Origin of the sequence: Larkinella bovis, assembly GCF_042655385.1 — a bacterium.
GTDB classification, from domain to species: domain Bacteria; phylum Bacteroidota; class Bacteroidia; order Cytophagales; family Spirosomataceae; genus Larkinella; species Larkinella bovis.
In genome coordinates, this window is record NZ_JBHSMA010000002.1 from 760,157 (window position 1) to 772,826 (window position 12,670).

The following is a 12,670-nucleotide window of genomic DNA, read 5'->3' on the forward strand; positions in this document are numbered from 1 at the left end:
AATGACCCATTTTGTAACGTACGACGACGTAACCGATTTGAATGCCCTCATTCAGGAGGGTTTGAATGCTAAACAGAATCCTTTTGCCGATCAGGCCCTGGGCCGTAACAAAACGATTGGCCTGATCTTCTTTAACTCCAGTTTGCGGACGCGGATGAGTACGCAGAAAGCCGCCCAGAACCTCGGGATGAACGTCATCACGATGAACGTCGGGCAGGATAGCTGGGGGCTGGAAATGGAAGAAGGCGTCATCATGAACGGCGATAAGGCCGAACACGTCAAGGAAGCAGCCGCCGTTGTCGGTAAATACTGCGATATGGTGGCTGTTCGGGCGTTTGCCGGTTTGAAAAACCGCGAACAGGATTACCAGGAAGTGGTTCTGAACCAGTTCAGAAAATACGCCGGAGTCCCCGTTATTAACCTTGAATCGGCCACGCGCCACCCGCTGCAATCGCTGGCGGATTGCATTACCATCGAAGAATTCAAGGTCCGGTCCCGCCCGAAAGTTGTGCTCACCTGGTTGCCGCACTTCAAACCACTGCCGCAGGCCGTCGCCAATTCGTTTTCCGAATGGATGAACCACCGGGATGTCGAATTTGTCATTGCCAATCCCGATGGCTACGATCTGGCCCCGGAATTTGTTGGAAAGGCCCGCGTGGTGCACAACCAGGACGAAGCGTTTGAAGGGGCTGATTTTATTTACGGAAAAAACTGGTCGTCGTACGAGCAGTACGGACAGGTGTTGACCCAGGACTCGTCCTGGATGGTGACGATGGACAAAATGCGGCTGACCGATAACGGCAAATTCATGCACTGCCTGCCGGTTCGGCGCAACATGAAAGTCACCGATGAGGTACTGGATAGTCCACAATCGCTCGTGATCGAACAGGCCGCCAACCGCGAATGGTCGGCGCAGGCGGTGTTGAAAGGCGTATTGCAAAATTTATGAATAGTCTGATTATTATTAAGATAGGCGGGAATGTTATCGATAATCCTGACGTGCTGAAACAGTTTCTGACGGCATTTCGCGGCATTCCGGGCCATAAAATTCTGATTCACGGGGGCGGGAAAATTGCCACGCAGGTAGCCGAGAAACTGAGTATCCCGACCACGATGGTGGAGGGGCGTCGGATTACTGATCAACCGATGCTCGACGTGGTGACGATGGTGTACGGCGGTTTGGTCAACAAACAGATTGTGGCGCAGTTACAGGCTATTGGCGTCGATGCCATCGGTCTGACCGGGGCGGATGCCAATACGGTGCGCTCCAGAAAACGGGCGGTGGGTGCTATCGATTACGGGTTTGTCGGCGATATCGAAGAAGTGAATTCGGGCCAGATCCAGTACTTCATTCGGCAGAACCTCGTGCCGGTTTTTGCCCCGCTGACGTATGAAAGGTCCGGTAATCTGCTGAATACCAATGCCGATACGATGGCATCCGCCATTGCGGTCGATACGGCGATCCGGAACGAGGTGACGCTGGTGTATTGCTTCGAGAAGAAGGGAGTGCTGTCGGACCCGGAGAATGACGATAGCGTGATTTCTGCATTAACCCCCGAAACGTACGCCGATTATAAAAACAAAGGCGTCATCAACAAAGGCATGATTCCCAAATTGGACAACGCGTTCCGGGCGCTGGAAAAAGGCGTGAAAAAGGTGATCATCTGCCATGCCAACCAGGTGGCCGAAGCGGTCAGTGGGAGTGGCGTCGGAACGGTTTTGCAGTCAACCGTTTAAGCCGTTCCGCTTAACCGCCAATAACCCGGCGGATGCCGACATACCGCCGTTGGTAATAGCTGGCGTGCAGCCAGTCGTACCGCACCCCGCCGTTCCAGGCTGAGTGGATGAACTTGATGCGATCCCCCACGATTTCGACGATCATACCCACGTGGCCGATCTGGTGGCTGCGCGAGCTATGACCTTTGAAGAAAATCAGATCGCCGGGCCGGGCCACTTCCTGCTCTACTTCAACGCCGACATTGCCTTGCGCTGCGCTGGAATGCGGTAATGTAATGCCAAATTTACTGAAGCAAAACCGGGTGAAACCGGAACAATCAAAGCCTTTGGGAGAAGAGCCGCCGGAACGGTAGCGCGAAGAAAGGTACTTTTTGGCGTAACCGAGAACGTCGTGGACCAGTGGAATCCGGTCGTAAAAAGCCGTTCCGGTTTGGGTCGAATCGGCGACAGCAGGTTGGTTGGCCGATGGTTTCTTAATGACTTTTTTTAGCGGGCGATGGGCTTGAGCAATGCCAAACGAGACAACGCAAAGCGCCGTCAGGAGCACTTTTCTAATCATGAATTAGTAGGTCAAGTCAAGTTTCGATCTTTAAATATAGAACCGTTCGCTAAAAAGTCCAAACAATTTATTGAATTTGTTAAAGTAGGGTAGTGTCTCAGTTTGAATTTATTTCTTAGGCTACGGTGCCAGCTTCAAATTTTAATTTTTTCTTGACTCTGATCTTCATTTTACTTATTTTCCAAATAACCTTGCCTTTTAGAAAGGCTATGAAAAATATAGGAAAATAAGATATGATAGAAGAAAGGAGGTGCTTGATGTAGGAAATATGAAGTACTACCCATTTTGGCTCTTACGCAATCTGTGTGTTATCATAGCGATAGAGAATCCGTTGGCGCAATAAATCCAGCTTGGCCCGCCCATACATCTGTCGCTTCAATAGTTTGAGCCGGGTCACCTGCCCCTCCGTTTGAGCGTTGCTCCACTCTGATGTTATAGCCGCTCGAACTGCCTGATAGTCATATTCTATCTTTCGACCAAACTGCTGTAATAATTTGGAAGGACAATGTCGACAGCTTCTTAGCCAATCGTCCAGAAGATTCACACCCTGCTGTCGAATCATTCGGGTGAAGGTTTCCACTAATGAATAGACTTGAGCAATGATCGAATCTTGACAGATTCGTTTGATCGTCTGCTGGTCCGACTTGCCCAGCCAGGATGCAGATTTCACCATCAACTGTGCCAGCATTTTGGGCGAAGGAAGCGACATCGGATCTCTGATCAACGAAATGGATAACAACTCATCATCTTGCTCCTGACTTCGGCGTAGAAATAACCATCGGGTGGGCTGATTGTCCGAGCCTTGATAGCCTTGCTGGCAAATCTCCCGTCAGAGTTGCTGGGCATTGCAATATCCTTCCTGATACCTCTTTTCTAAATAATCCTGGAAGGGAGCCAGTCTACTTGAGCGTGCCGGATAACGGGCTCGGTCGGGAAATGATTCGGCTAACGCAAAATGACGAATGGTTGATCGGGTGACTTTCAAAATTCGACTCATCTGGCGGATTGAGTAACCCATGGCCTGCAATCGTTTAATCTTTCGGTAAAGCAGCAGGCATTGTTTTCGACTGGCATCCTTAGCCGTTAGTTCATTTTGCGAGTAGATGTGTAAGTTGAAAGGAAGGCCTTTAATCCTAGGAGTCGCTGAAGGCCATTGAGGTGGCGACAAATTCCGTAGACGCTGATAACAGCCGGTCACTATTCTTTCCAAGAGGATGCGTAAATTTTGGATTAGGTGCCACCGATCGGCTACCTGTTGAGCATCCGGAGCCCCTTGCCGAGCGCCACGAGCGTATTCCGAGGAGCGGTCTCGGGCAATGATGGTTACACCTGGATGGTCTACCAACCAATCGCGTAACCCTTCAGCGGTTCGACCTGCTAGCAGGTCGACTGGGCGATGAGTCTGTAAATCAACCGCAGCCGCGGACGGTCAGGATTGTGCCATAGGTTCAGCTTTCCGTATGGCCCAGTCATCAACACCTACTATACGAGTTGTTGAGGATGCCGGAGGTTGCCAGTGGCGAATCAAGCGTAGCAGTGTATCACGGCTGGTGGGCATGTGAAGTTGAGTTAGCAATTGACTACCGGCTTGCCAGCCTAGAGCCATGGCCACATGAAGCTGAGCAAGTGCTAAGCGGTTCGTTCGTCGAGCCTGTGGCTTCAACCAGGCAGGGTCAACCTGACTGAAAGTCCGTCGCCGACAAGCGGGATTTGCGCATCGGAAGCGTCGGACAAAAAGTTGGAGCTGGAGTTGAGCTTCACAACTGGGTAAATCCGCCACATCTCGGCGATAAAACCCATTGAAACACCTTGACTGCTGACCGCAGCAGGGGCAAGCTGCTTGAAGCAAAGTAGAATAAGCCACTAAGCGATAGCCATGGTCCGTCGGTTGACAGGCTGAAACCAGGAAGTCGGGTAAATGGAATGGCAAAGCAAACGAGTCCATAGGATCGATCCAGTCATGATACAGACTGAATAACAATTAGGAAGCTCTGCTACACACAGATTGCGTAAGAGCCAGTACCGCCCCCAAAGGCTATAAAACCGAATCAGGGTCCAATCCGGAACTGGCGGAATACGGTCTGGTGGAAAGCCATTCGGCATCTTACCCCGTCCGGACAAAACAGAACGTCCGGGATGCCGACGGGACGGTGATCTTTGGTGATCCCGAATCAGGCGGAACCAGATTGACGATTGAAACCGCTCAACAGGTTGGAAAACCGCATTTGGTCAATCCGACCGCTTTTGAACTGAAGGAGTGGCTGGTGAAATTCGAGATACGGGTTTTGAACGTGGCCGGGAGCCGGGGTAGTAAACTGCTAGCCAAACAAGCGGAAGGGATTCGGGAAACGCTGCGGTTGGCATTATCGGAACACAGTCAATAGCCTTCCTTCCGTTATCAGGTTGAAATGAACTACTGACTTGTAATCAGTCATACGGGGCTGGTCTAGCCAAGGGCTCGATTAGGCGACAAAATTCCATGAGCTTTTCAACAAACTATTTTTGAGCTTTATAACAAAGTTGACTTCGTGATTCCGGGCGACCTTTGTTCCATAATTTCAAATCGGAAACACAATGACAAAAATTTGGTTTATCACAGGCAGCTCCCGTGGATTGGGAAAAAGCCTTACAGAAGCAGTGCTCAAAAATGGCGATCAGGTTGCTGCCACAGCACGTAACCCCAAACAATTAGACGACTTGGTGCAGCAATATCCGGATCAGTTGCACCCGATCCAGCTGGATGTGACCGTCAAAGAGCAGATCTATAAAGCCGTGGCGAACGCTATTGAGCATTTCGGAAGAATTGACGTTTTGGTTAATAATGCTGGTTTTGGCATTACCGGGGCAGCGGAAGCATTTACGGATCAGCAGGTCCGCAGCCAACTGGAAACAAATCTTTATGCTCCCATTGAAGTGACGCGCGCCGTTTTGCCGCACATGCGCAAGCAGCGCTCGGGTCATATTTTGCAGATCAGTTCAGTAGGCGGCCGCGTGGGTAGCGCTGGGCTCACCATCTACCAGGCTGCGAAATTCGGGCTGAGTGGGTTTAGTGAAGCGCTTTCCAAAGAAGTTGCGTCGTTTGGAATTAAAGTAACGTCTGTTGAGCCGGGTGGATTCCGGACAGACTGGGCGGGTTCTTCGATGAGTTTTGCACCCGAAATCGAAGGGTATGAACACACCATTGGCGGCATTACGAAGTTTCTGGAAAGCGGCGATTTTGTTCCGGTTGGTGATCCCGACAAAGCAGCCAAAGCCATGATCCAGCTTGTAAACCATCCCGAGCCCCCATTGCACCTCGTCTTGGGTAGTGAGGCCGTTGGCATTTTACAACAGGCAGATGCAAACAGGAAGGCTGAGCTTGAAAAGTGGATGCCTGTGAGCCTATCGACGGATCACGATGAAGCTGAAAACTTCTTTGAATCCCAGTTCGGCAAAGCCTACCGGGCAATGAAAGGGATTTAAACCAAAACAGCCTTGCCGAACGAAATCATTCGGCAAGGCTGTTTTATTTTTTAAGTTAGCATTCAAATGAGCCAGCCAACAGAAGACCGCGGGTTATCACAGATCGCATATTCTTGCTACCATTCCCGCAGCCGGGAAGGCGAGCAGTTTGTGCCTGAGCACGTGCTTAGCTACCAGATCGCAGGCACCCTTTTCCTCAATGACGGTGTTCGGGAATATGTTTGCAAACCAGGCGATTTCACGTTTTCCAAGCGAAATACGCTTGCCAAGTTTAACAAGCAACCGCCGGAAAATGGTGATTTCAAATCCATATCCATTTATCTGGACCAACAGACGCTGCGTAATTTCTGTATGGAGTTTGGTTATGAAGCGGCTTCACATCAAGCTGACAATGCGGTTGTAACATTAAAGCCTCACACTTTGCTGGCCAGTTACATTGATTCCTTGTTGCCTTATCAGGAATTTTCGCCACCCGGTAGTCAACAATTGATGGCGCTAAAATTGAAGGAGGCTATCCTGATTTTGCTGCAGACCAACCCTGGCTTGAAACAGATCCTTTTCGATTTTAGTGAACCAGGCAAAATTGACCTTGAAGGGTTCATGAACCAGAATTTCCATTTCAATGTGCAGCTGAAACGGTTTGCCTACTTAACCGGGCGAAGCCTGGCTACCTTCAAGCGTGATTTTGAAAAAATATTTCACCAATCACCCCGTCGCTGGCTATTGCACCGGAGGCTACAAGCCGCTCATTATCTGATCAAAGAGCAAGGGAAAGCGCCATCGGAAGTGTATCTAGAGACTGGTTTTGAAGACCTTTCTCACTTTTCCTACGCATTCAAAAAGCTTTATGGCGTCGCTCCTTCCCGACTTTGATTATTTGCAAACAGTTTCAATAAAAGCAAGTAAACAGAGGTAACTTACAAAATACTGAAGTAGTCAAGACTTAATCGTTGGTTTAAAGTTAGAAAACTTGTAAACTGTCAGATTAAGTCTTGACTACTTCAAATAACGACTAGTCCTCCTTCTTCCACCTTTTTTGTGCCGCCTTCTGAGCAATTTCTTTTCGCTGCTCAGGGGTTAGCTTTGACGCGCGCGCCTTTCCTCCCTTAAGCCCTCCTAACCTTCCTAGCGCAACCGCAGCCGGATTTTTCGTATCTTCGGGGGTGTCGTTGTCGGCTTCTCCGGTCGCAATGTCAGCAATCAGCTTTGCTAGTTGATTGGTGTCTTTGGGTCTGTTTGTCTTTGCCATACCACAAAAATAAAACCCTTCCTTGAACGGTCAAGCATTTTCCAAAACAAGAAAATTCAAACTGAGTGTTTCCACTACCTAAAGTAGTAACAAATAAAAATAGGGGCGGTTTTTCGGGCCGTATGGCCCTTATGAGGCTTGTAAATACCTGATGGATAGGGTGTAATGGGTCCGGTTAGGGATTATATGATAAATAAAACATGGAGCCGTTTACTAACCTTTCGTTAGGGTTGCAGTTCGAGGAGAATAATCTGCGTCCACTGGTTTTTTCCGGTATTGTCATCGGTCATTAAAACCAGTGTTTTTTTGCCTTCCTGGTCTTCGGCCCAGGTCATGGCTTCGAGGTTGTCGGGCCGAAAACTGTTTCGATTCGAGAAATCGAAAGCCGGTTTATCATTCCGTTTAATGAGTTTTTTATTGGCGTCGTCGACCTGCGTTTCATAGAGTTTAGCCGTGACGGTTTTGGTCGTATTCTCGTAACAGCGTTCCAGCACCAAAAGCCGGGTTTCGTCGCCGGGAAGCGCAATAATTTCCGAAATACCGCCGAGTGCCTCGCTGGGGCACACATTTCGGTCGATTTCGTAGCTGAATTCAGCGTCGAACACCACCGACCCACCGGTTTTTTTATACCGGTAAAAATGAATCAGTGAATTCGTCACGTGGGCTTCCTCGACCGAACCGGCTTCGGGAGCCACCCAGAGGTACTGATTCGTCAACGCCAGGGCTTCAACGCCTTTGTTCTTTTTGACGGGCACCGGATGCGGGAGTGGCACCCGTTCAAACGATTCACCGGTTTGGGGCATGGCGTGTTTGCGGTAGCCTACGTACGACTCCTCGTTATTTTCGACGGCAAAAAAATACGTATCCGACGCAGCATCGTACCGAATGGCTTCAACGGCAAGGCCTGTTCGAAAACTTGAATCGGCCTGACAAACCCAGTCGGACAATTGCCGGATGTTCCGAAACCGGTAGAATTCCCCCCGATCACCGGCCAGTTGCCATTCCTGCCGACCCGGAATGTATTCGATCCCGGAAATATTATGCAGATTTCGGCTACGGGGCAGCGTCAGGTAGTCTTTGAAGACGAACGATAGCGTTTGGCTTTGGGCTGAAAAAGCAAGAAGGAAACCAACAAGGCTGGTGAAAATCTTCATGAAACGGAGGGTATGAGCCGCTAAATTACACTTCTTTTGCGGGAAAACCGGACGTTTCACCGGGGAGATCCGAACGCGCCCTTTTCCGGCGACGCAGCCACCACCAGCTGGCGGCCAGGATCAATCCGCCCAGCCCGAGGCTCCAGAAGGGAAGGGGCGGTTTTCGATGGAGTGGTTGGGCGTCGCCCACGAGTAAAAGCCCGGCCCAGCGGCTGGGCAACTGGCCGGTCCGGTCTGCGGTTGCCAGGTAGTCGAGTTTGGCTTGCCGGAGCGCGATGTCTTTGGGAAGTCCTTCGGCCAGGTGGGTGTAAAACCGCTCGGTGAGATCGTACGTGGCTAGACTTTCAACATTCCAGACGGTGGTGAGCACACTGGGGACGCCCAGGAACGAAAACCCCCGCGCCAGACTGAATACGCCTTCACCCCGCTGGTTTGCACCAATGCCGGTTTTGCAGGCCGAGAGCCCCACCAGTTCGGTGGGAAGCAAACCGGTACCGGTCAATTCCGACAGGCGAAGCGTGGAGTCGGTGAAAAACAGGGCGGGTTCGATCGCACTGCTGTCGGCTTCGGCGTGGGTAAACAGTTGAATAATTTGGTAGTGACGCGCCTGGTGACCAAAAGCCTGTCGGGTGGCCGACGGTCCCGCTAACAGGGTCGGCTTCGGAAACAGGGCCCCAATTCGTTCAAGCGCAGCGTCGGAACCCGCCAGGGAAACCTGATGGAGATGAGCCGAAAACCGGACGGGAGCCACCCCCAGAAAAGAGCCCGGCGGACGGGCGAAGTCACCCGACGTTTCGGGTCCTTTTTTGAAAAGGCGGTTAACGGAATAGGCATAACTGAAAGCATACCGATGGACCAGAAAGTCGGGCTGCTGATCCGAACGACTCAATGCTTCGAAGGGCAACAACACCCCATCGGGCGAGACAATTACCCGACCCGGTTCCGGTGCCAAGGGTGCGATTAATTTTTGGTAGAGTTGATTCGATATTTTCAGGTAGTCATTAAACTGCCGGTTCTGGGCATCCGGATTGGCGTTCAGCGTGAGCAGTTCGCTGGCGAGTCTGGTGTAAACCGTGGCTTCAAACCGCACAAATTTTGTCGTGGTTGGCGTAATGCCCAGTGCATACACGGTTTGGTCGCCCACAAAGTAGGTTACCAGCGTGCTCTTTTGCTCGGCCAGTTGCGCCCGGACCTCCTTAAGCGAAATCACCTGATTATCGTATTTATACCGGTAATAGGCGGGGTTGGCACGCTCGAGTTGGCGCAGAAACGTTTCCTGCTGTTGCTGCGCTAGCCGCAGGCTGTCGAGTGCCCGGGCGTAGGCGGGCGTGTTGGGAAGCTCCCGGCCCAGCCGGGCTTGCCAGTTGGTGGTCTGTTGACGCAGGCGTTGCTCGTCGGCCGCTTGGGTGGGCGATAGCTGGCGGTTTGCCCCCAGTTCATTGAGTTTGTCGTTGAGCAGAACTGCCCGGCTTTTTTCCAGAAACCGGAAAGCGCTGGCGGCATCGTTCAGCCGGAAACTGGTTTCGATGGCCTGCTCGTATAAGAAGTGCGTTTTGTCACGCCAGAATAGTTTCGATTGCTGGCCGCTATGTTCCCACCGCATAAAGTCGATCATGGTATCGGCCAGGGCGTAGGTGTTGAGAGCGTTCCGGAGGTAGGACGGGTTATTCCGGGTCGCTTTTGCCCAGCCGAGCCAGGTGTCGGCTTTGTCCTGAATCAGGGTTAGCAGGTATTCTTTGTAGGCCGATGTTCGAATGGAACCTGCCGATGGATTGGCGGAGAAACCGGTCGTGCTTTTTACGTCGGTTCGGAGGGCGACCAGCCCTTTCTGGTAGTAGGAAATGGCCGAAGCGAAGTCTTTCTTTTTCCAGTAAACCGCCCCGATATTGTTATACAACCGGGCCTGTCGGTTAAAATCTTTTGCTTTTCGGAGCGCCCGTTGATAGTAATGAAGGGAACGGTCATACTTCGCCAGGTCGTAGTAATAAAACCCCAGCTCCAGTTCACAAGAGGCAATTTTTTCTTCATTCTGCAATTGCCTGGTTCGCTCCAGCGATTGGAGCAGGTAGGGTTCGGCTTCCGAATGTCGGCCGTTCAGAGTCAGTAAGTTGCCCACCATTCGGTAGTGAATTGGCAGATCGAGGTAAAGCGACGGAATGGACTGGCTGCGTTGCACGATCGACTGGGCGAGTCTGAGGGCTTCGGCAGTTTTATTCATGATAAAAAGCACCCGCACCCGTTCGTATTGGTTGTTAATCAGCCCTTCCGGGTCGTTGGCCGTGGTCGCCCAGGCAATTCCACGGGTTGTCCAGGTCAGACTGGATTCGTGGTCTCCTTTGTTAAACTGAATGAAGGCGATTTCTGAAGCCGCCATGGCCGCCCAATGCAGGCAGTTGCGCTCCAGGCTGGCATCAATGGTTTTGGTCAGGAAACCCGAGGCTGCGGTGAAGTCACTGAGTAGCAACTGAACTTTCCCCATCCGAAAAAGCGTCTTCGGAAGGTCCTCCGGATGGTCCGAAGCCGGGGTGGTCTGCGCGATGAGCAGTGCTCGCCTTGCGGTTTGCAGGGCCAGCGAATCTTTCCGGTAATAACCGGCATCTTTGGCAAGCTGATACAGCAGTTCGATAAACTGGGAATCCTGCGGGTAGCGACAGGATTCCCAGTGCTGAACGACCTGATTCAACTTCGGATATTTGGGAAACTCGGGTTGAACAACGACCGTTTGGTAGGCCTGGGTCAGGGAAGCCGATGGCGGGCACTGCGCAGAAACGCAGGATGGAAACGACGCCAGCAACAGGCCAATTCCTACGTTACGGCAGTTCAACATAGTAATTGCCCTCTACAACGTTATTGGCACCCGACGGAAAGACCAGACCACCACCCAGAGACTTGATTCTGGTCAGCACAAACTGGCGGAGATTGGGATCCGGCGATTGGGCGATTCCGCCATGCGTTTTCAAAGCGGCTGCTATCAAACCGGTAAAAAAGCCGGTTGCAAACGAGCTGCCCACGATCAGATCAATGCCGCCACGGGCCCGGAAAGTTGCCAGATTGGGGTCTGTAGTGCCCGCAATCTGGGAGCGAAACCACCGATAGGGCGCCTTGAAATAGCCCTGCCGTTGCGGGTTGTCCGGGTTGACTTGCGGAGCCACGACCCCGGCATTGACGAAAATATCCGAAAAGTTTTCGTGCCGGTTTCCGGCGTCCCAGGTGGACGTTACGGTAATGACATTTCTATGGTTCCGGCTGAAACAAGCCGGAAAAATGTCATTTTGAAGCTGAACGCCGGATGGGTTTTCGGCACTGGTGCGGTTTCCGGCCGCGCAAACAATGATGATTTTTTTCCGCTCCATCTCGGAAAACCGCTCTCTGAGCCAGGGAAGACCATCCGAAGCCGGTAAGACAAAACTGGCGTTGATGACATCGGCCCCGTGTTTTTCGGCGTAACAAAGGGCGCAGAGAATCGTATACAGAGACCCGATGCCGTCGGAATCGAACGCTTTCAGGACCATTATTTCGGGCGGAGGGTCGGGCAAAAACTGCCGGGCGGTTTTCGAAATGAGGGCCGCCAGCAGGGTGCCGTGCTCACTCCGGTCATCGTCTTCAGGGTTATTGTTTTCGGAAATATTAACGAGCTGGCCGGTTGCGGCATCGACCTGAATGGTGTTGCGGAGGGATGCTATTTTGGCCTGGCCAACAAAATTCCAGCCCACAAAATCGTTGTCGATTGCACACGGACCTCCCTCGCCCCCCTGCCAGATTTTCACGAAATTGTCTTCCATATTGCCGGGCCGAAAACCAGTATCGATGATGGCGACCACCACGGCTTTGGGATTGTTGACCGTACCCGGTTTTATGCTGAAATTTTGCCGCGCTTCGGTTCGGGTGGCAAACGACGGTATCCGGCCACCGATCGGTTGGGTGGAGGCTGCATACCGGTTTTTCCCAATGATCTCCAGACTGGCTCCCTTGGGGTCGCTGTCGCGCCCCGGGCTGATAATCGCCCCTTCGGTGATAAAGTTCAGAATGCTGGTATCTCCACCAAGCGGTGCAACCACAATAAGAAAAAAATCGCAGCACTTGCATAACTGAAGCAGCTGGATGGAAAACTCGATTGGCTTCGCCCCAACTGGCCGCACCGTGAGATGAGCTTCAACGGCCTGGCCCGAATAAATGGATCGCAACCACTCCTCGTCGGCTCCCTTGATCGGGTTGACGATGAATTCGTTGGGGATAAACAAATCGTTACCCTGCCGGGCTACTTTATACTTTTTCTTCGTGGTGAGAAACTTTTCCAGTTCGTCGGCGGTACCCACATTGAATACAGAGAAGGGGGTCATAGTGTGAGATGGTTAGAGATTTAGAATGGACAGATTCAGGCCTCCGGCGTTTTCCTGGCGGTTCAATTTTGCTTCTGCAGCGGCTGCCAGACGGTTTTTTGCCAGCCATTTTGGTTCAGACATCCGATAAACCCGGTTTTGATTACCTGCCGTTTGGTGGGCTACCGAA

The 12,670-nt window shown here is 51.7% G+C and carries 11 protein-coding genes and 2 pseudogenes; 5 read left to right on the forward strand and 8 right to left on the reverse strand.

The window, feature by feature from the left end:
* Position 1: 1 nt before the first annotated feature.
* Together ACFPMF_RS10320 and argB are read left to right on the forward strand one after the other, a co-directional pair.
* Positions 2-949, forward strand: coding sequence for an N-acetylornithine carbamoyltransferase (locus ACFPMF_RS10320; RefSeq protein WP_379844074.1), 948 nt, complete (start codon positions 2-4; stop codon positions 947-949).
* The gene (gene argB / locus ACFPMF_RS10325; protein WP_379844077.1) at positions 946-1,737 is read left to right on the forward strand and encodes an acetylglutamate kinase; all 792 of its coding nucleotides are present in this window, start codon (positions 946-948) and stop codon (positions 1,735-1,737) included. Before ACFPMF_RS10320 ends, argB begins: the two co-directional genes overlap by 4 nt.
* Before the next feature lie 10 nt (positions 1,738-1,747).
* Here argB and ACFPMF_RS10330 read toward each other — a convergent pair whose 3' ends face one another.
* The 4 genes and pseudogenes from ACFPMF_RS10330 to ACFPMF_RS10345 all read right to left on the reverse strand — a co-directional run bounded on the left by ACFPMF_RS10330 (position 1,748) and on the right by ACFPMF_RS10345 (position 4,241).
* Positions 1,748-2,296, reverse strand: a complete 549-nt coding sequence (locus tag ACFPMF_RS10330; RefSeq protein ID WP_379844080.1) for a C40 family peptidase — start codon at positions 2,294-2,296, stop codon at positions 1,748-1,750.
* Between the two features lie 292 nt (positions 2,297-2,588).
* A pseudogene (locus tag ACFPMF_RS28035) lies at positions 2,589-2,756 on the reverse strand (hypothetical protein); the annotation flags it as partial.
* Positions 2,757-3,125: 369 nt separating this feature from the next.
* A pseudogene (locus ACFPMF_RS10340) lies at positions 3,126-3,698 on the reverse strand (transposase); the annotation flags it as partial.
* A 27-nt stretch (positions 3,699-3,725) separates the two neighbouring features.
* On the reverse strand, positions 3,726-4,241 hold the full coding sequence (locus tag ACFPMF_RS10345; RefSeq protein WP_379844086.1) for a transposase family protein: 516 nt from the start codon (positions 4,239-4,241) through the stop codon (positions 3,726-3,728).
* Positions 4,242-4,287: 46 nt separating this feature from the next.
* Between ACFPMF_RS10345 and ACFPMF_RS10350 the strand changes: the two genes are divergently transcribed.
* From ACFPMF_RS10350 to ACFPMF_RS10360, 3 genes are all read left to right on the forward strand, one after another.
* Positions 4,288-4,680, forward strand: a complete 393-nt coding sequence (locus ACFPMF_RS10350) for a YpsA SLOG family protein (RefSeq protein WP_379844586.1) — start codon at positions 4,288-4,290, stop codon at positions 4,678-4,680.
* Positions 4,681-4,870: 190 nt separating this feature from the next.
* On the forward strand, positions 4,871-5,758 hold the full coding sequence (locus tag ACFPMF_RS10355) for an oxidoreductase (protein WP_379844089.1): 888 nt from the start codon (positions 4,871-4,873) through the stop codon (positions 5,756-5,758).
* Positions 5,759-5,824: 66 nt separating this feature from the next.
* The gene (locus ACFPMF_RS10360) at positions 5,825-6,631 is read left to right on the forward strand and encodes a helix-turn-helix domain-containing protein (RefSeq protein ID WP_379844091.1); all 807 of its coding nucleotides are present in this window, start codon (positions 5,825-5,827) and stop codon (positions 6,629-6,631) included.
* A gap of 139 nt (positions 6,632-6,770) precedes the next feature.
* Here ACFPMF_RS10360 and ACFPMF_RS10365 read toward each other — a convergent pair whose 3' ends face one another.
* The 4 genes from ACFPMF_RS10365 to ACFPMF_RS10380 all read right to left on the reverse strand — a co-directional run bounded on the left by ACFPMF_RS10365 (position 6,771) and on the right by ACFPMF_RS10380 (position 12,501).
* The gene (locus tag ACFPMF_RS10365; RefSeq protein WP_379844094.1) at positions 6,771-7,007 is read right to left on the reverse strand and encodes a hypothetical protein; all 237 of its coding nucleotides are present in this window, start codon (positions 7,005-7,007) and stop codon (positions 6,771-6,773) included.
* 224 nt (positions 7,008-7,231) lie between these two features.
* A complete protein-coding gene (locus tag ACFPMF_RS10370) occupies positions 7,232-8,161 on the reverse strand; it encodes an esterase-like activity of phytase family protein (protein ID WP_379844097.1) in 930 nt (309 codons plus the stop codon).
* Positions 8,162-8,186: 25 nt separating this feature from the next.
* Positions 8,187-10,988, reverse strand: a complete 2,802-nt coding sequence (locus ACFPMF_RS10375; protein ID WP_379844099.1) for a CHAT domain-containing protein — start codon at positions 10,986-10,988, stop codon at positions 8,187-8,189.
* Positions 10,972-12,501 carry a S8 family serine peptidase gene (locus ACFPMF_RS10380; protein ID WP_379844102.1) on the reverse strand — a complete coding sequence of 510 codons (1,530 nt, stop codon included), beginning with the start codon at positions 12,499-12,501 and terminating at the stop codon, positions 10,972-10,974. The genes ACFPMF_RS10375 and ACFPMF_RS10380 overlap by 17 nt, the downstream gene beginning before the upstream one ends.
* Positions 12,502-12,670 lie beyond the last annotated feature (169 nt).